General features: G+C 52.0%; 16 protein-coding genes and 1 pseudogene. 13 read left to right on the top strand and 4 right to left on the bottom strand.

All coding sequences use genetic code 11. From position 1 onward, the window contains the following. From C3B51_RS08210 to mutM, 4 genes and pseudogenes are all read left to right on the top strand, one after another. Nucleotides 1-239 (top strand): annotated as a pseudogene (locus C3B51_RS08210) (substrate-binding domain-containing protein); the annotation flags it as partial. A gap of 557 nt (nucleotides 240-796) precedes the next feature. Next, complete coding sequence (locus C3B51_RS08215) at nucleotides 797-2,440, top strand: methyl-accepting chemotaxis protein (protein ID WP_130244720.1); 1,644 nt, start codon at nucleotides 797-799, stop codon at nucleotides 2,438-2,440. Between the two features lie 82 nt (nucleotides 2,441-2,522). Then, a complete protein-coding gene (locus C3B51_RS08220; RefSeq protein WP_125716805.1) occupies nucleotides 2,523-3,011 on the top strand; it encodes a hypothetical protein in 489 nt (162 codons plus the stop codon). Continuing rightward, entirely contained in the window at nucleotides 3,011-3,820 is an 810-nt protein-coding gene (gene mutM / locus C3B51_RS08225; protein WP_130244721.1) for a bifunctional DNA-formamidopyrimidine glycosylase/DNA-(apurinic or apyrimidinic site) lyase, read from the top strand. The genes C3B51_RS08220 and mutM overlap by 1 nt, the downstream gene beginning before the upstream one ends. Here the strand turns inward: mutM and C3B51_RS08230 are convergent. Continuing rightward, entirely contained in the window at nucleotides 3,817-4,947 is a 1,131-nt protein-coding gene (locus C3B51_RS08230; RefSeq protein ID WP_130244722.1) for a M20 family metallopeptidase, read from the bottom strand. The genes mutM and C3B51_RS08230 overlap by 4 nt on opposite strands. Before the next feature lie 188 nt (nucleotides 4,948-5,135). Between C3B51_RS08230 and C3B51_RS08235 the strand changes: the two genes are divergently transcribed. The 5 genes from C3B51_RS08235 (at nucleotide 5,136) to C3B51_RS23555 (ending at nucleotide 13,015) form a co-directional block, all read left to right on the top strand. Beyond that, nucleotides 5,136-6,083: an ATP-grasp domain-containing protein gene (locus tag C3B51_RS08235; protein ID WP_046005366.1), complete on the top strand. Its 948-nt coding sequence runs from the start codon at nucleotides 5,136-5,138 to the stop codon at nucleotides 6,081-6,083. 58 nt (nucleotides 6,084-6,141) lie between these two features. After that, nucleotides 6,142-7,536, top strand: a complete 1,395-nt coding sequence (locus C3B51_RS08240; RefSeq protein ID WP_130244723.1) for an ATP-grasp domain-containing protein — start codon at nucleotides 6,142-6,144, stop codon at nucleotides 7,534-7,536. Nucleotides 7,537-7,611: 75 nt separating this feature from the next. Further along, the gene (locus tag C3B51_RS08245) at nucleotides 7,612-10,203 is read left to right on the top strand and encodes a M14 family zinc carboxypeptidase (protein WP_130244724.1); all 2,592 of its coding nucleotides are present in this window, start codon (nucleotides 7,612-7,614) and stop codon (nucleotides 10,201-10,203) included. 82 nt (nucleotides 10,204-10,285) lie between these two features. Further along, on the top strand, nucleotides 10,286-12,760 hold the full coding sequence (locus tag C3B51_RS08250; RefSeq protein WP_130244725.1) for a cation:proton antiporter: 2,475 nt from the start codon (nucleotides 10,286-10,288) through the stop codon (nucleotides 12,758-12,760). Between the two features lie 81 nt (nucleotides 12,761-12,841). Further along, on the top strand, nucleotides 12,842-13,015 hold the full coding sequence (locus C3B51_RS23555) for a hypothetical protein (protein ID WP_164519186.1): 174 nt from the start codon (nucleotides 12,842-12,844) through the stop codon (nucleotides 13,013-13,015). 62 nt (nucleotides 13,016-13,077) lie between these two features. Here the strand turns inward: C3B51_RS23555 and C3B51_RS08255 are convergent, their stop codons facing one another. From C3B51_RS08255 to C3B51_RS08265, 3 genes are read right to left on the bottom strand one after another with little or no spacing between them, the layout of a single operon-like run. Continuing rightward, on the bottom strand, nucleotides 13,078-13,575 hold the full coding sequence (locus C3B51_RS08255) for a DUF3299 domain-containing protein (RefSeq protein ID WP_130244726.1): 498 nt from the start codon (nucleotides 13,573-13,575) through the stop codon (nucleotides 13,078-13,080). 10 nt (nucleotides 13,576-13,585) lie between these two features. Further along, complete coding sequence (locus C3B51_RS08260; RefSeq protein ID WP_130244727.1) at nucleotides 13,586-15,046, bottom strand: ABC transporter permease; 1,461 nt, start codon at nucleotides 15,044-15,046, stop codon at nucleotides 13,586-13,588. After that, entirely contained in the window at nucleotides 15,037-15,729 is a 693-nt protein-coding gene (locus C3B51_RS08265) for an ABC transporter ATP-binding protein (protein WP_130244728.1), read from the bottom strand. Before C3B51_RS08265 ends, C3B51_RS08260 begins: the two co-directional genes overlap by 10 nt. A gap of 195 nt (nucleotides 15,730-15,924) precedes the next feature. Between C3B51_RS08265 and C3B51_RS08270 the strand changes: the two genes are divergently transcribed. The 4 genes from C3B51_RS08270 to C3B51_RS08285 all read left to right on the top strand — a co-directional run bounded on the left by C3B51_RS08270 (nucleotide 15,925) and on the right by C3B51_RS08285 (nucleotide 21,022). Next, on the top strand, nucleotides 15,925-17,028 hold the full coding sequence (locus C3B51_RS08270; protein WP_130244729.1) for a phosphoribosylaminoimidazolesuccinocarboxamide synthase: 1,104 nt from the start codon (nucleotides 15,925-15,927) through the stop codon (nucleotides 17,026-17,028). A gap of 128 nt (nucleotides 17,029-17,156) precedes the next feature. Further along, a complete protein-coding gene (locus C3B51_RS08275) occupies nucleotides 17,157-17,888 on the top strand; it encodes a methylamine utilization protein (RefSeq protein ID WP_130244730.1) in 732 nt (243 codons plus the stop codon). Continuing rightward, entirely contained in the window at nucleotides 17,878-20,193 is a 2,316-nt protein-coding gene (locus tag C3B51_RS08280; protein WP_130244731.1) for a putative bifunctional diguanylate cyclase/phosphodiesterase, read from the top strand. The genes C3B51_RS08275 and C3B51_RS08280 overlap by 11 nt, the downstream gene beginning before the upstream one ends. Further along, nucleotides 20,180-21,022: a DUF3034 family protein gene (locus C3B51_RS08285; protein WP_125716793.1), complete on the top strand. Its 843-nt coding sequence runs from the start codon at nucleotides 20,180-20,182 to the stop codon at nucleotides 21,020-21,022. Before C3B51_RS08280 ends, C3B51_RS08285 begins: the two co-directional genes overlap by 14 nt. The last annotated feature ends 17 nt before the right edge of the window (nucleotides 21,023-21,039 follow it).

Below are 21,039 nucleotides of genomic sequence, written 5' to 3' on the forward strand. Positions count from 1 at the left end.
GAAATGTGATCAAGAGACAGGGCCTGGGGGCGGCTGTCTTGCCGATGACTGAAGTCGCTGAACTGGACAAGCCGTTTTGCTATGTGGGCGAGTGGCAGCATATGCGCCCTGTCTATGCATTGTGGGCCAACACGCAGCAACCACCGCCTCTTACGCAGGCGTTTATCACGCTGTTGCGTCAGGCGGGTCAGTGCTCAGATGTGCTTCGGGGTAATCTGGTTGATGTGGTGAGCAAATAAATTTTTATCGGTTTGAGAAAAGAGAAAACGCGCACTTAAAGTGCGCGTTTATCAGTGCCGTCGCGAAGGGGATTGTTTAGTACACCGTACTGCGAACCCTTCATTCTATAAAACGAATAGTCTGATTATTCGGATCACTGCTTTTTCATTTTTTGTCAAATTTACAGATAAAGTCCAAAACGGGCATCACCCTCTTCGCGATAGGTGATTTGAGTATCTGTTTCACCTTGTACAGCCAGATAGCAGCTCCCGTAAGTTTCAGGAACCTGATAGTTTTTCACCGGCAGTTCGCTGAAGCGCTGATAGCCATTTCAGCGCTGTGCGATTGCCTTTGGGCAGACGCACAGCGCAAATTATACATGGCTTACTCGTATGCGATGAGGGCAACTCAGACAAAAATCCCTATTCTGGTTCCAAAATAATCGGGTTGTGGTCCGTTTGTGTGCAAAGCAACCAATTGTTTTTTCAATCATGGTGATTTGTTTTATCTACTTTACAGCTTGCTATCCTGCGACTAACTTTGAACTTTCAGTATGTTGCTGTCATGGAGGCACGCTATGGTGCAGTGGTTAATGGGGTTAACGGTTAAAAGCCGTCTGGTTGTCGGGTTTGGTATTGCATTACTGTTGTTGATTGTCATGACGGTGATAGGCAGTAATCGCGTGACCTTTATCGATCATACGTTAACCGAGATCACCGACGTTAACTCGGTCAAGCAACGTTATGCCATTAACTTTCGGGGCAGTGTACATGACCGGGCAATCGCCATTCGCGATGTGGCCATCGCCCGCAGCGCGTCTGAGTTGAGTGAATATGAACGGGAAATTGAGCAGCTTGCCCGTTTCTATCAGGATTCCGACGCTAAGATGACGCAAATGGTTAACTCAGGCGCCCATTTTAGCGCCCAGGAGCGTGAGATCCTGAACCGTATCAAACGGATTGAAGCAAAAACACTCCCGCTGATCCGCACCATACTGAGTAATAAAAAAGCCGGTCAGAGCGTAGATACCCTGGTACTGGATGAAGCGCGTCCGGCTTTTATTAGCTGGCTCAACGTGATCAACGAGTTTATTGACTATCAGGAACAGCAAAACCAAACCCTGACCCCGGCTGCCCGTGAAGCAGCGGGGGGATTTTCCCAGCTGATGCTATGGTTCACCTTTATTGCTGTGGCCATCAGTGTGCTGGTGGGTTGGGCGATAGAGCGTAGTTTCCAGCGCTCACTCGGTGGTGAGCCGCAAGATGCCGCAGCGGCAGTGACACGCATTTCAGGGGGCGATCTGACGGGGCAGATCCAGACCGACTACCCGGACAGCATGCTGGACTCTGTTTGCCGCATGTCTGGTGAACTAACCCGGATCGTCACCAGTATCAAAGAAGTCTCTGAGCAGCTCTCAGTGCAGGCCGATGCGGTAACGGGCGCGTCTGGAGAGATTTATGATGCGGCGCAGCATCAGGCAGAAGCCACCAGTAATACCGCCAGAATGCTTGACTCATTGCGAGAAAACATGATGCGGGTGAGTGATATTGCCAGACAAACGGAAGAAAATTCGACACAAACGGTGACTTTTGCTGATCAGGGACGCCAGGCAATTCGTAATACCGCAGAGGCAATGGATACCATAGCGCAAACGGTCGATGGCACGGTGTCGCAAATTCAAAAGCTGGCAGAGCAGACCAAGCAGATCGGCGGCATCGCCAATGTGATCAGCGGGATCTCTGAACAGACTAACCTGCTGGCACTTAATGCGGCCATTGAGGCTGCACGTGCCGGAGAATCCGGACGCGGCTTTGCGGTGGTGGCAGACGAAGTGCGTCAGCTGGCACGCAGGACGTTTGAGGCCACAGATCAGATAGAATCCATGATCCGGGAAGTGCAAAGCGAAACCTCTGCAACTGTGGCGGCCATGGAAAAAACTCAGCCCCAGGTTGAACATGGCCGGACGCTGACCTTCGAAGCCACTGAGCTGCTGGAGCAAATCGACACTCAGGCGCAAAACTCTTTGTCTCAGGTAGGGGAGGTGGTCAACGTGGCGCAACAGCAGGCGTCGGCCATCAATGAGGTTGCCTCGAATATGGAAGAGATCACCGAAGCCGCTCAGGATGCTATGAGTGCTTTGAATGACAACAAACAGGCCACTAAGAAGTTGTCACAAATGTCTGGGGTATTGAGTAAAAACATTGGCTTCTTTCGCATCTGAGTGTACTTAACACCCGCTGCGGGATATGATTTAGGCTCTGACTAACCCGCCGCATTGCGGGCAAATAAGCACTGGAGCAGTTATGCGTTTGAGCCGTAAGGCCTGGAACAATGTGGTGATCTTCTCTATGTTGATCATGATCTTTTTTCTTAACGGTATTCATCAAAAAATAAATCCGCCGAAAGAAGAACTGGGCAGTATGCCGCTTTTTGAGCAACAAAGTTTTGTGCTGGCACTGGGGTTTCCCGGTTATAAGATTGAACGCATTGGCACCTCCTGGCGGCTCAGTGCCGATAAGGATGCCACCTGGCAGGCGCAACCCGCTGAGTTGGAAGCGTTGATCACCCGGTGGCAGGAAAGTGAGCTGACCCTGACTGAAAATCCCGGCTTGCCGGGCAGTGCTGCGCTCAGCGTTGCCCAGTTCTGGCTGGCTGGCAGTGAATTACCGGTGAGTTTTCAGCTGTATCAGCAACAGCAAAGCTATTATCTTTTTGCCAGACAATCACAGCGTTGGTTTAGTGTCGACAAAACACAGGCACAACAGTTATTTGCCCCTATTGAGTTGAAGTAATGCCAGAATTACCTGAAGTAGAAGTGAGCCGTTTAGGCATCGAACCCCATATCAAGCATCAAAATGTCAGCAAAGTAATTGTGCATCAGCGTCAGTTACGCTGGCCGGTCCCTGAGCAGATCAGTCTGTTAGAAGGGCAGGTCATCAGTGCCGTCAAACGGCGGGCAAAATACTTACTGCTGGAAAGTCCGCTGGGCACGGCCATCTTACATCTGGGCATGTCAGGCAACCTGCGCGTTGTGGCGCAGGATACGCCACTCAAAAAGCATGACCACATTGAATTTCATTTTGCCAACGGGCTGGCATTGCGCCTGAACGATCCTCGCCGCTTTGGTGCCTGCCTGTGGCAAGGGGTTACTGAGGAGCACAGCGTATTTGCAAAACTGGGGCCGGAGCCGCTGACCGAGGCGTTTACCGCCGAGCACTTATATACAGCTAGTCGCGGTAAAAAGGTGGCGATCAAACAGTTTATTATGGACAACCAGGTGGTCGTCGGAGTAGGTAATATCTACGCCAACGAGTCTTTGTTCAAAGCCGGGATCCACCCAAAACGGGAAGCTGGGAAAGTCTCGTTACACCGTTATGAGCGTCTTACGCCTATTATCAAAGAGACGCTGGCAAGTGCCATTAAACAGGGCGGGACCACCCTTAAAGACTTTGCGCAAAGTGACGGTAAACCGGGTTACTTTGCCCAGGAACTGCTGGTCTATGGTCGCAAAGGCGAACCCTGTATTAGCTGTGAAACCACACTCAAAGAGATCCGCCTGGGTCAGCGCAGTACCGTTTATTGCCCACAGTGCCAGCGTTAATCGCTGTCACTGAGGGCGGGCTGCGATTCGGCCTGATAGCACAGACTAGCCAGGATCTGAGTAACCTGGGCAATGCGCAGTGCAAAACTGGACTTGAGTGCCCGCTCGTGAATGGTGTGGTCCCCGTCACCATAGGGGCCAAAGCCATCTAACGTTGGTGTGCCGGTGGCTGCGGCCGTGTTGGCATCGGATACCCCACCGCGATGTTCCACTGGCAGCTCATAGCCCAGGATCTCATTGATCTCACTCAGTAAAGCCGATTGTTTGTCTGTCGGGGCCATAACGCCGCGTTGCAGACCCCCTTCCAATTTGACCGACACCCCAGTCACTTCAATGGCCAGGCAGATGTTCTCAATACCTTCGAGTAAACGCTGCTGCTCAGAGGCTTTGGTAAAGCGTGCTTCTACTATCATAGTGGCCGAAGGGGAAATGGTGTTGGCACCAATGCCGCCCTGGATTTTACCCACATTGACGGTGCTGCCTCGCTTCAGGTCGGTCAGGGCCGACATTTCCATCAGCATGTTTGCCAGTGCAAAGTTTGCATCAATCCCATCCCGGTAATGGTTGCCGGCATGGGCCGCTTTACCGGTAATCGTAATGGTATAGGTGGCAATGCCTTTGCGGGCCACCACCAGTTCGTGATTTTTACCGGCGGCTTCAAACACCAGACAGGCATCATACTGCTTGGCGATTTTAGTGGTCAGTGCTTTGCTGTCGTCGCTGCCAATTTCTTCATCGCTGACCAGCAACCAGTCAATGTTATGGAGCTTGCCATAGGTGCGCTTGAGCTGACGCAGTGCGTTCAGTGCGACCCAGTTGCCGCCTTTCATATCACACACGCCAGGACCGTAAACACATTCTTCATCTTCACTGAATTCGACAAAGGTGTCGGGGGGATAGACGGTATCCAGATGACCCAGTAAGAGTACTTTTTTGCCAGCGCCTCTGGGCGCACGCAATAATAAATGATCGCCAATATGCTCTCTTTGATAGCGGGTGAGCGTATAGCCCAGCGGTGCCGCCAGTTCAATCATTTGTTCGCCGTGTGCATCCACACCAGCTTTATGTTTACTGTAAGAATTACAACGAATTAAAGACGCGAGTTCATTAAAGTCCAGACTATCCATAACAGGTCCCTGCGGTAATTTTGGCCCATCGTGGCGATTTTCGATGACAGTGGGGTGACGGAATTATGAACAGTTTTTGGATCCCGATAGGTACAGAAAAACGATCAAAAATCTGTCACACAGTGCCCTGTAAAATAGCCTTCCTGACCAAATTTTATGCACCTGTTCAAGGACCAAGGAGACACTTTATGACACGCTCAGTCACGGCACCGCACGTTGGCATCTGGATGTACGAAAATGGGGGAGGGCGCGAGATAGAGCAGCGCCTGGTTCATGCGCTGGCTGAGCGCGGGATCCAGACCAGTACGGGGCTGAATCTGCGCGATGCCCGGGCAAAGGATGGCCAGATCAGCTGTAACGGCGTGGTGATGGAGCAGCTGGATGCGTTTTTAAGCTACAACGCGGGTCAGCAAACTCAGTTTCAGGTGTATCTCTATCAGGCGCTGAGCCAGGCCATTCCGACGCTCAATAATTACGACGCGTTTGCACTGGCGGAAGATAAATTTCGTACCTCTCACTTGCTGAACAGCCAAGGGATCTGCACGGCGGATTATCGTTTGTGCCACAAAAACGACATGGACGGGTTAAAGCAGGCGCTGCGGGATTTTGGTGGCAAGCTGATCTACAAGCCCACCGACGGCTGGGGTGGTGTTGGCATTGTCAAAATCGACAGTGAACAGGCGCTGGACATGCTGCTGCCGTTTTTGAGCCGCACCGACTTACGTTATTTCTACGTTGAGCGCTTTATTGATTACGACAACACCGATTACCGCATTGATGTGGTGGATGGCAAGTTTGTCGGTTGCTATGGCCGCAAAGCGCCAAAGGATGACTGGAAAACCAATATCACCAGTGGCGGCTCGGTGTTTGTTCGCGAGCCCGACGACGAAGTGGTCGAGCTGGCGCTGCGCGCTGCCAGTACTTTAGGTCTGGAAATCGCCGGTGTCGATCTCATTTATGACCGCGAGCGTGAGGAATATGTGGTGCTGGAAGTAAACACCATTCCGGCCTTTGCAACGCCAGAACAAGAAGCGCTGGGGATCAATTTTAACCAGGCCAAGATCGATGCCATGGTGGAACTGATCGAGCGCACTGCAACGCAACACAATGCGCTGCACACGCACAAAGTGGCCTGATGGCCACAGCACAGAGTTATTTTACCAACCCATTAATTTTGCCAAGGTGGCCCGAGCAATGACTGCAAAACCCAAACTCCCAAAGATTGGACTTCTCTATCTGGATTACGTCTTACGCTTTTTTGACAAATCCAACTTCAAAGGTTGGCCAGATAAAATCGAAACTGTGGTATATCACTGGGGCAATGACAAAGCGCGTTTTATTGCCGAAGTGAAGCGCAAGCAAATCGATGTGCTGATCGGTAATATTCCCGCGACGGCCTACGAAACGTTTCGTGAAATCGCCCGTGCATTGCCGCATGTGCGCTTTTTACCCTCGCTGGACAGCCAGTTCTCTAACAAGTCAAAAGAGAACGTGACCCATTTTTGCCGCAAATACAAGCTACCGGCACCACACACCGAAATCTTCTATGTCCCGGAAAAAGCCAAGCGTTACCTGAGCCAGGCCAGTTATCCGAAGATCATCAAGCGCTCCTATGGCCCGTCTAACTATGGCGGCTACTTTGTCCACAAAGTGGATAATTACGACGAAGCAATGGCGCTGTTGACGGAGAAAAAATACTACCCAGCCTACGTGCAAGACTTTGTGCCTATGGAAGCAGACATCCGTGTCATGCTGGTGGGTCATAAGCCAGTGTGTGCGTTCTGGCGTCGCCCTCCTGAAGGCGAGTGGCTGACCAACACCAGTCAGGGTGGCAGTATGGATTATCAGGCAGTGCCTAAGTCGGTCCTGAAGCTGGCGACTGCCGCGTCAAAAGCGGCCAACGCTGAGTACTGGGCCTGCGACATTGCGCTGGGCAAAGATGGCAAGCTCAGGATCCTGGAATGCGCCACCGCGTTTGCGGCGTTTCCGTATATTCGTGACTGGATCGGTCAGTATCTGATGTGGTTACTGTCGGACGGTCGTTTCCGTAAGCCAAATATTCCGCTGTATAACTGGGAGGAGCTGGGCAAAATCGATTCACGCTTGCTGCGCACCATGCGCCACATTGGTTTTTCCAGTTACACACCGAGCCAGGACTGTGGCGAGACTTTCCACGGCATGGATGAACAACAGTTTCCAATTCTGGATACTCAATATCAACGCATCGAAGAATGGCCAAGCGAGATCTGGAACCTGCAAGACAACTTTGTGCTGCAAGCTAAATCGGCACAAGCCAAAGCCCTGCAACCCATTCCGGGCAGCGATGAGCAGGCGGGTGTAGAGCTCAACAGCTATCCGGCTCCGATGTTTGATGATGCCCAGATCCGGGAGATCCTGGCGCAGGTGAAAGGGATCGGCGACAAGATGATCGATGAGATCATGACCACCTTCGGTGCACATGGTGTGGTTGAAGCCCTGAATACCGAGCCACAGCAGTTATGTGTCGTGAAAAATCTGAAGGACAAGAAACTGGAAAAAATAGTGGCGCACTGGCAACAGGTGATGCCTGCCGGGCTGACCACACATTAATGCTTTCTGGCTGTACCGGATCAGGCTGCCTGATCCGGGTTATGGCTTTTCGTTTTCTGCAACTGAGCAACCGCTATGAAAATCCAATATGCGTCCTATCAGGACACCATAGAGTTCCTGCAAAGCGCCATGAGCGCACATCCCCATTTGATCCGTTTACAGAGCATAGGTGAGACCTGGGAAGGCCGACCGATCATGCTGGTGACCATTTCCCTGGATGTGACCTATGCCGATGATAAACCGGCCTTACTGTATACCGGCTCGATTCATGCCAGAGAGTGGATAGGCAACGAGCTGGCGGTGAAGTTTGTTCAGTATGTAATTGATAACTATCGTTTTAACCCTAAGCTGCAACATGCATTAACGCGTAATACGCTGTACATGGTGCCCTGTCTGAACCCTGATGGCTTTGAGTACTCTCGCAACCACTTTTCATTTTGGCGTAAGAACCGGCGTAACAATGGCGATGGTACTTTTGGGGTGGACTTGAACCGGAACTTTGATGCCAAGTTTATGCGCAATCAGAATACCGGCTCGAACACCTATGGCGGTCCTCATGCCTTTTCGGAGCCGGAAACCTGTGCCATTCGCGATTTTGTGGAAAGTCACGAGAATATCCGCATTGCACTGGATTATCACTCTCAGGGTAACGTGTTTTTCCCCGCCCATAAGTTTAATCATGAGGTGGAGATCGAAGGCACGGATCTGAATGTGTTGTGCGCCAATATGAATCACGAGATCAAAAAGGTCACCGGACGTCAGTATGGGATCCACCGTGGCAAGCCGCCGGCTCAGCTGATCCACGGCAGTGGCCGCGAGTATTATTATCGCAAAGGGATCATCGCCACTGTGGTGGAGGTGGGCACGCGTAACATTCCGGATTACATGAAAAACATGTCCGAGAGTGTGGCCGAAAATATTCCCGCCGTACAATATGCGCTGAGCGAGGCCATCAATTACTCGCCGCTGGCGCCTAAGCGGGTTGAAGGTTTTACCATTAAATCCGTGGCTCATGACAGTGTTGAGCTGGAGTGGCAGTATGAAGACCGGGACGACATCTACTTTGAAGTTTATCGCAGCCAGCACAACAAGAACCCTTGCGGCGAAGAAACCCTGGTGGCCATTACTAAAACACAGGGTTTTATCGACCGCCAGCTGCAAAGCGGACACAGTTATTTTTATAACATTCGCGCCGTTGATAAGGTCACTAAAATTAAATCCCCGTTCAGCCCTGAATTGCGCCTGAAAACGCGTCTGGGCCGCACAGAAAGCGCCCGTACTTTATTCCCTTCCCGCGAAACGGTGGGCTATTTATCGCAGAACAACCAGGCCAAGAACAAAGAGCACTTTGGCTATAACTCCATGTTTATCGGCGTCGATAAAAAGCGGGGGATCAGCATGGGTGTAGTGCAGTTTGATCTCAGCAGTATTGTGGAAGGCTCACAGATCTTAAGCGCCCAGTTCTTTATCTATCCGATGAACCGGGTGGCCGCTAAAATTGAAAAATATGGCGAGTGGTCGGTGGCGATTCTCGATGCCGATCAGGTTGAAGACATCTATGACTACAGTTGTATTGCCGAGGCTAAGCCTTTGCATACGCTGGGACAAACCATAGAGTCCGATAAGCTCACCCAGGGGATCTGGATGAAATGGCTGTTTAATGGGGTTGAACGTAGTCTGCTGGCCAAGCTGCTCAAGCAGAAGCGCTTACTGCTACGCTTGCAGGGGCCGAAAAAATTGCCTCTGGGCAAAGACTCTCAGGTCATGCAATTCGACATTGGCTACGGCTCGTTTGGCAGTGGTCTGCACTATCGGCCCAATCTGGAGCTGGTGTATCAGTTACCTGAGCAGCAGCTTGCCCTCAGCCCGCTGTCCTGTAATACCATTTACAAAGACAAAGTGGTGGCCGACAAGTTGGCGTCGGGCTTTGATGCCGAAGGCGATATCGTATATGGCCAGATGTCGTTTGATCTGAATGTGGACTTGCCAGTGGATCGCACTGTATTTACCAATGCCTGCCTCACTGTGCGTTGCTGTAATTCTATTGCCTCGGCGCGGGATGTGCGCTTTACCATAGAGCTGGTAGAGCTCAGAGATGTGGACTATCAGCATGTGAAGCAGCGTCAGAAGATTGAGTATATCGGCTATGAGGTGAGCAATGAGCAACTCAGAGAGCGTGCCGAACATCACTTTATCTTTGACAGCTACAGCTTGCAGGAACTGGAACGTTTGCATCAGGCACAGACGCCATTTTACTTTATTATTCGTGCCACGGCGGAGTCGCAGGCCACGGATGCACTGGTGAACTGGACCAACTGTCAGGATCAGCAACCGGCACAATTGAAGATCGATTATATCGAGCGCCGTAAACACCCGGTGGCAGCGCCCCATAATCTGCAAACTCAGGTCGAAAACGGCGTGGTTAAGCTGACCTGGGAAAATGAGGAAGACGAGGATCTGGTCGGCTTCTTTGTGGTGCGTAACCGTTTTCATCCGCCGCGTTCGCCGTTTGATGGGGTGAAGCTTTACGGCGGACGGGATAACTATACACTGGATAACTTCGGCACACCGGATATTGCCAAGTATTACGCGGTGTTTAGCTATGATGATGTGCCGAATTACTCACAGCCGGTAACCATCTATTATCCGGGCAAAACCGAGCGCTGAGTTTTTTACGCTGAAACTAACAGGGCCAGCCTGGGTGAACTAAGCTTACACCATTGTGAACGTGGTGATTAAGGTGGCTGGTATGCGGTTTGAATCTGGCATTCTGGTCCTGGTATTTTTGATCCTGGCCCTGTTTATTGGTGCACTGACCCGCCATGCCCTGAAAAACACCCAGATCCCTTACACCGTGGCATTACTGGTGATTGGGATCTGCATCGGCCTTGCGCAGCGCGGTGAGGTCTTTGGCGGCGATATGCAGGTGGTGGGTGATACCCTGACGCTGGTAGCCGACATCGATCCGCACCTGTTTCTCTTTCTGTTTTTACCTACCCTGATCTTTGAAAGCGCTTTTGCCATGGAAGTGCATTTATTCCGGCGTATGTTTACCCAGATTGCCATTCTGGCGGTGCCGGGTCTGATGCTGGCCATCTGGCTGACGGCCGAGTTATTACATGTGAGCGTGCCCGAACACTGGCAGTGGAGCTGGGCCATGTGCCTGATGTTTGGTGCCCTGATCAGCGCCACCGATCCGGTGGCCGTGGTGGCCTTGCTGAAGGAAGTCAGCTCACGTAAACGTCTCGAAACCCTGATTGAAGGCGAGTCTTTGCTTAACGATGGTACTGCCATTGTGTTTTTCAGTTTGTTTTATGTCTGGGTGCTGGCCAGCAGCGGGGGAGAAGGAGCCATGATGGCCTCGCCTGTCCAGGCAGTTGGCCAGTTTGCCGGGGTGGTGCTGGTGGGGCTGGCGATAGGCCTGGTGCTGGGCGGATTGTGTATTATGTGGATCGATCGGGTGTTTAACGATCCTATGATAGAGATCACCCTGACCATTGCGGCGGCGTATTCGGCGTTTTTCATTTCCGAATCATTTCATGTTTCCGGGGTGGTGGCTGTGGTGACGCTGGCGCTGGTGTTGGCCAGTGTCGGGCGCACCCGGATAAGCCCGGAGGTTGCCGGGTTTTTACACCACTTCTGGGAAATGATGGCGCACATTGCCAATACCTGCATTTTCCTGTTAGTGGGGATCCTGGTGGCCATTCGGGTGCCACTGGACGACCTTCAGGCATGGCAGACGCTGGGTATCTTGTATGTGGGGATCATGTTGATCCGGGCCATTTCTATTACGGTATTTACCCCATTGCTGAGTCGTATCGGCGTTGGTATTACGTTTGAGAAAGCCAGCGTGTTGTGCTGGGGTGGTCTGCGCGGCGCGGTTTCTTTAGCGCTGGCGCTGACTGTGGCTGCCAGCGAAGCGATCCCCAAAGAGGTCAGCGATCGCATGCTGTTTTTGTGTGCCGGCATTGTGGTACTGACGATTCTAATTAACGGCGGCACTATGGGCATGTTATTGAAGTTTCTGCGTCTCGACAGCCTGCCTCCGGCCAAACAGGCCACGGTGGATAAAGCCAATCAGCAGGTGGCCAATACCCTGCAAACTATGTTGCCGACTATGATGGACAGTCCGTTTTTACGCGGTGCCGACTGGCAGCAGGTAAAAGCTCAGGTCAAGCTGGGGGCGATGGCACCGTCAGATACGGCAACACCGATAGATAAAGACGATCTCAATACCGCCTTTTTACGTCGTCTGCTGGAAACCGAACGCAAGCATTACTGGACGCAGTTTGAGCAGGGAACTTTGGGTAAACGGGCCACCAACTTGCTGGTGGAAGCGGTTGAGCTGGCACTCGACGGTGAGCCCTGTATCGGGCAGTGCGATACCCTGTTTGCAACCTGGCGGGTGCCCGGCTGGCTGGAGCGGTTGCGCGGTATTGCCTGGTTAGAGCGCTCGTTATTAAGGCTGTACTTTGAGCGCTTGGTGGTGGGGTATGACGTGGCCCGGGGCTTTATTCAGGCCCAGGAGGCACTGCAAAGCCATATTGATACGCTTTCACCGAATGCCCAGATAGCGGCCGAGGTACGCCAGCAAGTTCAGGATAATATCGCTCAAACCATAGACCGTATTAATGCGCTTCAGGAGACGTTTCCGGATATCGTTCAGGCTTTGCAATCACAGGCAGCGACCCGGTTGTTGCTCAACCGTGAGCGTGCAGTGATCAACGAGCAGTTAAAGCTGGCGGTGCTCGATAAGCCCGAAGCCAGTCGCTTGCTGGAAGATGTTGAAAAGCGCATGGCCGCATTACAAAAAGCCTCGATTTTCCGCCAGACCGAAGCGGCCCAGTTAGATCAGCAGATCCCCTGGCTACACGGGGTTTCACAATCCACCCGAGAACAAATCAGTGCGTGTCAGGAACGCGGCGTGTATGACGCAGGACAGGTACTGATCCGCCAGGGCAAGTCGCTCAGCAAACTGGGGGTGATATATCGTGGCAGTGTGCGGGAAGTGGCAGCCGGTGCGCAGGGTCACAGTCAAGTCGTGGTCAGAGGACCCGGCGAGACACTGGGCGTAACCGCTTTACTGAGTGGCGTGTCGGCACTGGAATACCTGGCCGAAACGCCGTGTGAAATCATCTGGATCCCGGTCGACAAACTAAAAGTATTGATGCAGGAAGATACCAAATTGATGCGCATACTCTGCAAACAACTGGCCGACGTGTAGCTTTGCATTTGGTTGAAATGTGTGCAATGGTGGGTAAGTGCCTATGAGCACACACTACAAACATCAATAAGGAAATAAACCATGAAACTACAGTTAAACAAAAAATCGATAAAGCAGCTTGGCAAACCGACACGCACACTTGCTGGTGGCGAAACTCCTCAGATTGCTGGCGGCGCGTATCGTACTGCATGGGCCACCTGTAATACGGCAATCGACCAGTGTGATACCTTCCATTTCAAAAGCTGCCTTTGCTAAAGGCTCAGAGTCAGTAGTGCGTGGCTCACCCCTGAGCCACTTTCAGATACATCATCCGGCGTTTATAGTTCAAACGGCGCGACGCCAACCGCATCCATTTGGTAGCCGGTTTGTGCCAGGTCGCCTTTCCAGGTTGCAACCTTCATAGTTCCCGTCACAGTAATGGCATCATACAGGCTGTCGATGGGCACGCCATTCTTGATTTTAACGTGGACAATCTGATTGGGCGGCGGCGGTGGTACGTGAATACAGGCACCAAAGTAGGGGACCAGCAGAAATTCCGTGATCACTTCACTGTCGCCTTCCAGTGGTACCACAAATCCGGGTAAACTCACTTGCTTACCATCCAGGCTTTTGACCACAGGTGCATCCAGGTCCGGCTGCACCCAGTTTTGCTGGTCGCCATCATGGCTGGCGGCAGCGTCCTGATTGCTGAGCTGGACATGGCCCTGAGGGATCAGATCTTCCCAGAAAATTTCTTTAGGGGGCCCTGCCTGCACTTGTACTGAAATGAGCAATAGCGCAGTACATAGCCAGAAAAAAGTGCGTAATGGTGTCATTCAAAACCTCTTATAGCTTAATGCTCATGCCATCGCTGAGCGAATAGAAATAGGCCCGGGTTGCAGGCAATATGCCCATCAAAGTGCCGGCCGCCATAATAACGCCGATCAGCATGAGTTCATAGTAACTGAGCAGTGAAATGCTCAGGCTGATCCCAAACTGACTTTGCAGTGTGCCCTGCGCCAGAGCGATCAGGGCGTAAAACAGGGCAATACCCAGTGCGCAACCCGCTGCCGTAATTAAAATGGCTTCACTGCTCATCAGGGTAAAAATATGCCGTGGCCGCGCGCCCACAGAGCGCAGAATGGCCAGCTCTCGGCGGCGCTGGTTGAGGGTTGCCAGTAAGGTGGTGAGCATACCCAGCAGGCTGATCAGCACGACGACACCTGAGAACAGCAACAGGATCTTCTCTACCAGGCCCAGCATGCGCCACAGCTCTCGCAATGTAACACCGGGCATAATCGCCAGCAGCGGCTCTGCTTTGTAATTGTTGATATTGCGGCGAGTTTGCAGGGTATAAAGCGGTGAATCCAGACCCATCAAAAATGCGGTGATCTGCTTTGGCTCGCCGATCAGATCGCCATGCAAATGTGCGGGGGCTGGTACAGCAACAGCGACGGTGTCGGGCTTGTCATGACCGTGGTCATGTTGGTCTGCATGGTCGTGGTCATGGCTGTCATTGTGCCCATGTTCATTCGCATGGTCGTGGTCATGACTGTGATTGTGTTCATGTTCATGCTCATCTGCATGGTTGTGACCATGCTCGTCAGTATCACTATGACTGTGTGCGGTTGACTGTTGCGGCTTACCTATCATGCGGGGCGCTGATTTAGGCTGGCTATGCATGGCCTCGATGGCTGCCAGTGGCACATGCACGGTTTTATCCACCGGCGTGCCGGTAGGCGCCAGGATCCCGACTATGGTCATCGGGTTATCGTCGTGATGGTGAAAGCTGGTATTGCCCATGCCGTGTGAGATCACAATTTGCTGGCCAAGCTGATAATGCATTTTACTGGCAACCTCGTTGCCCAGTACCACTTCCTGTGCATTGACAAACGCACGGCCCGCGGCAAAGGCCAGGTTTTGCTTTTTGCCATAGCGAAAGTGTTCAAAGTAAGCGCTGTCGGTGCCCAGTACTGCGTGGCCTTTATGGCTGTCGCCTAGGCTGATGGGAATGGCCCAGCTTACACCGCGCTGCGACTTGATATCCTGATAGCTGTCCCAGCTGACGCTGTTGTTGGCATGACCGATGCGAAATACGCTGGAAAGCAAAAGCTGAATATCCCCGCTGCGTGCGCCGACGATCAGATCGGTACCCGACACGGTGTTGCTGAAACTGCTTTTGGCTTCCTGGCGTACTCGCTCAATGGTCAGCAGCAGCATCACACTGATGGCGATGGTAAACAAGGTCAGCAGCACACTGGCCTTGCGATTGAACATACTTTTGGTTGCTAAGGTGATCAACTGCATTGAGCTACCTCGTTAATGTCGGTCAGGCTCAGATATTTATCAAACATAGCGGCCAGGCTGCTGTCATGGCTGACGAATAAAATGGTTGCGCCATATTGGCTGGCTTCTTTGAACAACAGCTCGATAAAGGCGTTACGGTTATCGGCATCCAGTGCAGAGGTTGGTTCATCGGCAATGATAAGCTCCGGTTGACCAATAAAGGCGCGTGCTGCGGCCACCCGCTGTTGCTGACCAATACTTAGCTGGGCTACTGAGCGTGCCATAATACTGGGATCCAGGCCGAGTTGCTGTAACAGCTGCTCGCCCTGCTGGGTCAGTGTTTTACCTGACGCTTTGACGCGCTCGGTGCGGCTGCGGGAAAAATGACAACCCAGCGTGACGTTTTCTATTGGGCTGAGATAGGGCAGCAAGTTAAAGTTCTGAAATATAGTACCAATATGATCGGCCCGAAACTTGTCTCTGGCGGCATCACTGAGCTGAGCCAGGTCCTTATCCAGCAAGCGTATACTGCCAGACTCGGGTTTGTTAACGCCGCTCAAAAGCCCCAGCAGGGTTGATTTACCACTGCCGCTCGGGCCATGTAAAAATACCCGCTCACCGGCGGCAACTTCCAGTTTGGGTATGTTGAGTGTAGCGCCTGTCTGGCCGGGCCAGCGAAATATCAGGTCATTAATTTCTAGCATAGTCTCACATCAATGGCGGATCACGCCTGCATCATAAAATACTTGTGCCCCAAGCTAAACCTGCCTGCGGCATATTGCCGAACAGTGCGGTAAAGCAATTGTGATTTAACGGCTGCTCGACTATCATACACCGCTCTAACCCCCTCTGTATTTTGCGTCCTTTAGCAAGACGCAGCCGTTCTCTATGGAGATACAATGAGTAGCTACAAAGTTCTAGACGTCAATGACGATCTACCCATTCGCACCAAAGGTGCTGTGCACAGTGGTAAAGTACGTTCAGTTTATTGGTTAACCGACCAGGACAGCGCCCGCTTAATTGAAGAAAAAGGCTATGATGTTCCCACCGGAACTGAGCTGGCGATCATGGTGATCTCAGATCGCATTTCGGCCTTCGACTGCATCTGGCAGGGCGAAAATGGCCTCAATGGTGTGCCGGGTAAAGGTATCGCACTGAACAGTGTTGCCGCCCATTGGTTTAAATTGTTCGATGAAGCCGGTCTGGCTGGTAACCACATCGTGGATATTCCACATCCTTATGTCTGGATTGTCCGCAAAGCCAGCACAGTGCGCGTCGAAGCCATTGCCCGTCAGTATATCACCGGCAGCATGTGGCGTGATTACAGCAAAGGTGTACGCGAGTTCTGCGGGATCAATTTGCCAGAAGGCCTGAATGCGCATCAGAAGCTGGATGAGGTTTTGATCACCCCGTCAACCAAAGGGATCATTCGCGGCTTGCCAGATGTACCGGAAGTCGATGATGTGAACATCACCCGCAGCAATATCACGGACAACCTGGATGCATTCAACTTTAAATCCGAAGCCGATGTTGCACTGTATGAAAAGCTATTGAGCGAAGGCTTTGCCTTGATCTCTAAAGAGCTGGCGCAGCTGGACCAGATCTTTGTTGATACCAAGTTCGAATTTGGTTATGTCGAAGACAAAGATGGCACAGAGCGCCTGATCTACATTGATGAAGTGGGCACACCTGATTCATCGCGGATCTGGGATGGCCCGGCTTACCGTGACGGCAAAATCGTTGAGAACTCAAAAGAAGGTTTCCGCCAGCTGTTGATCAATAATGTGCCCGACAGCGACGTATTGCTGAACAAAGACCGCATGAGTGAGCGCGAGCAACTGGCTGCCAGCTACAAATTGCCGGAGTCGGTGATGATGTCGGTGTCTGATACTTATGTGGGCATTGCCAGTAAAATTGTCGGTAAGCAGCTTACTATTCCACAAAGCCCGCTCGACGAAGTGATTGCCGTGCTGGATAAAGAGTATGGCCTGATCGACGCCTGAGTGGCGCTATCTGAGTAACAAAAGCGGCAGATTGCCGCTTTTTTGTTGTCTTGAATAATATTGTGGTGGTGTCATTTGCGGTTAGTCCTTGCTTTTCTTTTCACGGTCACTTTTACTTAGGGGTATGCATGAAACTCAGGCACACAACCATGACGCTCAGTGGGCATAACCTGGTAAGGATCACACTTTGCCGTCTGACTCAGTTCAGGCGTGCAGTTAGCTATTTCTGTGTAATACTGCTCTGGGGGTTTGTAAGCTCTTCGTATGGATCCGGTAACGGATCCGGTAACGGGTACCCCCTTCAGTTTGTGGATCAACACGGTACCCCATTGGCTGATGTTGTTGTGGAGGTGACTTCGCCACTGCATGTACAGCCGACAACCGACATCGCCATTATGGATCAGGTTAATAAACAGTTTGAGCCCAGGCTACTGACCATTGCGCAGGGGCAATTTGTGAGTTTTCCTAACAGTGATGATATTCGTCATCACGTGTATTCTTTTTCGCAAACCAAACGCTTTGAGCTGAAACTTTACTCTGGTACGCCCAATGCGCCTGTGCGTTTTGAGCAACCCGGTGTGGTTGTTCTGGGCTGTAACATTCATGATTCCATGGTCGGCTATATTTATGTCTCTCAGTCAAAAGAGGTATTTATCAGCGATGTTCAGGGGACAGTTATACTGCCGAACACTAGCACGCAGGTGGCTATCTGGCACGCGATGCAGCAGCAAGATATTGATAAAAGAAGAATTGTTTCGGTGACAGAATTACAACAATCCGGGCCTGTGACAATTAACATTCAGGACCCGGCACCCAGAAACACATTCTCTGAGATGTTTAAGGAGCATCATGGGCACTAGTTTTAAAAATCGCATTATCGCACTGTGCGTTGGTCTGGTGTTACTGACCGCTGTGGCCAGCTTAGTGAGCTTCTGGTGGTCTACCAGTCAGTTCAATGAGCGTAAGGTACAGCAGGATATTCAGACGGCGCAAAATGTCTATCAGCAATACCTCAGCGCCAAAGAGCGCCTGCTGGTCACCGCCGCCACGGTACTGACCCAGGACTTTGGCTTTAAACAGGCCGTTGCCACTCGGGATGCCCCGACCATAGAAAGTGTGCTGTTTAATCACAGCCAGCGTATTGATGCCGATCTGATGCTGTTGCTCGACGTGCGTGGTCAGCTGATCTCCGCCAACCAGGCCGAAATCGAGTTGGCCGAAGACTTGCGGCCACTACTCAGAGAGCTGCTCAGTCACGATGAGCACTCTGCGTTCGTTAGTCTCAATAATCAGCTCTATCAGGCGATTATTTTGCCCGTAAAGGCACCGCGGACCATTGCCTTTGCGATTGTCGGTTTTGCCGTTGATAAAGAGGTTGCCGGGCAGCTGCGTGAACTGACCGGCATGGAAATGAGCTTTATTGGTCATGGTGAGCAGATCAAGACCAGCTCGTTAAGTTTGCCTGAGTCTCAGGACTTGTTCGCTTATCTACATGAACAAAAAATCACTCGCTGGCTGAGTGAATTTCCTGTTTACATTAACGCTGAGGTGGCGCTACCTGCGCTCAAATCCTCACCGGTGAGCTTGGTGCTGAGTGCCGATATGACCAAGGACTATCAGGAGTTTGATCAGCTGGTACTGAGCATTATTTTGACGTCGTGCGTGACCATGCTGTTTGGCTTTGTGGCCAGTGGCTTCTTGGCCCGTAACCTGGCAACGCCCCTGCAGCAGCTCACTGTGATGGCACGCCGTTTTGCGCTGGGTGATTATGAGGCAACGGTACATGAGTCTCGCCCCACCAAAGAGATCTGCCAGCTGGTAGATGCCTTTCATGAAATGGGCGACGATATTCAGGCACGGGAAAAGCAAATTCGTTATCAGGCCAGTCACGACGGTCTGACCCGCTTTTATAACCGGGCAGCCGCCATGGAGAAGCTGACTCAGCTGCTGCAAGATGGCCGGGTGTATTACCTGCTGGTGGTTGATATTAAAGGGCTCAGACACATAAACGATAAACTGGGACCGCGCGTGGGGGACAGCTGTATTCAGGCTGTTGCACAGCGCATTGAACAAATCGGCGCCGATTTTGACGGGTTGAATGCTCGCCTGGGTGGGGACGAGTTTTTAACTGTGCTGGCGGCCAAAGAAGACAGCTCAATGGAGGGTTGCGTCGCGGGCTTTTTAAGTGCGCTGAACCAGCCCTATCAGGTGCAAAACCTGGAGATCAATCTGCGTTTTAGCGTTGGGGTGGTGCATTACCCTGAGCAGGCTGAGGATCCTGAAGATCTGGTGCGCCGGGCGCTGATCGCGGCCGACAATGCGGCGCAACAGGGCAGCAATGCCGTGTATTTCTATCAAACCGGTGAAGACGAGGCCTACCTGGAGCGTTTGCTGATCATCGATGAACTTAAAGCCGCGCTGCAAAGCGACGATGGCCAGCTGTTTATGACCTATCAGCCTAAACTGAATATGCATAGTCAGCAAGTGGACAAGGTTGAATCACTGATCCGCTGGCAGCGGCGCAATGGCGAGTGGGTATCGCCCGAATTCTTTATTGACTTGGCAGAGCAGTCAGGTTTGATTGTTGAGTTGACTCAGTGGGTGCTCAAAACAGTGGTGGCGCAGGTGGCCAACTGGGTCGAGCAGGGGATCACCATGAAAGCGGCTATTAATGTGTCGGCGCAGGACATTGCCGACCCCGACTTTGTGCCACACCTTGAAGCTATGCTGGATCGCTACCAGATATCGCCGTCATTAATCACCATAGAGCTGACCGAGCGGGATATGATTGAAAATGAAGAAAAAGGCATCGCGGCGCTTAAAGTGCTCAAAGAAATTGGCGTGCATATCTCGCTGGACGACTACGGGGTCGGGCAAACCTCACTGGGCCGCTTAAAAATGCTGCCCATTGATGAGCTTAAGCTGGATAAAGTGTTTATTCTCAAACTGGCTGAAACCCATCAGGATCAGTGTATTGTGCGCTCCACCATCAGCCTGGGACATCAACTTGGCTTCTCTGTGGTTGCTGAGGGGGTAGAAGATAAAGCCTCTTTGGAGCTGCTTAAAGAAATGGGCTGTGATTACGCTCAGGGCTATTACTTGAGTAAGCCGTTGAAGGCGGAGTTATTGACGCAATGGCTAGGCCAGTATCATGAAGCGGGCTAACCTGTACAGGTTTGTTTTAGCTTGCGGTGCCTTGTGCATCAGCACATCAGGCTTTGCCGGATCAGGTAAGTTACTGGCCACACCCGGCGTGTCTCAGGTTGAAGGGAGTGCTGGGGGTGGCATAGTCCCCTGGGCACAACTGGCAGGCTATGCCAGCGAAGAACAGTGGAGCCTTGGCGGCTTTTGCAGCCGCGCCAGCGTTGATGATTATCGTCTTGATGTGTGTGGTATTCAGGCCAATCTGTTTGACCGTGTTGAGCTCAGTTATGCCGAGCAAACCTTTGCCGTACCGGCACTCAATACCGATATAGAACAGTCGATCAGCGGCGTTAAAGTGCGCCTGTATGGAGATATTGTCTACAGCACCTGGCCGCAGTTAAGTCTTGGCTTGCAGCATAAATCACTCAAAGATGATGCCGTTGCTGCCTTACTGGGTGCTGAGGATGACAGCGGCACCGATATCTATCTGGCTGCCAGCAAGCTGCACCTGGGGGCTCTGGGTGGCTTTAATGCATTTTGGAATATCACCGCGCGCCATACCGAGGCCAACCAGCTTGGTCTGCTGGGCTATGGTGGCCAGCAGGGCAGCGAACGTATTTATCTCGAAGCCAGTACGGCTATTTTTCTCAGTCAAAACCTGGCGCTGGGCTACGAGTACCGTGAAAAACCCGACAACCTGGGACTTGGCGAGCAACAGTGGCAGGATGTGTTTGTCGCCTGGTTTATCAATAAACAGGTCAATATCACCGCAGCCTGGCTGGATTTGGGCAGCATTGCCGGTCAGCCGGACCAAACCGGCTGGTATGTGTCTGTCACAGGTTATTTTTAAGGAAGCGCGGTGGTGAA

The organism is Pseudoalteromonas rubra (assembly GCF_004212645.1).
Taxonomy (GTDB): Bacteria; Pseudomonadota; Gammaproteobacteria; order Enterobacterales; family Alteromonadaceae; genus Pseudoalteromonas; species Pseudoalteromonas rubra_G.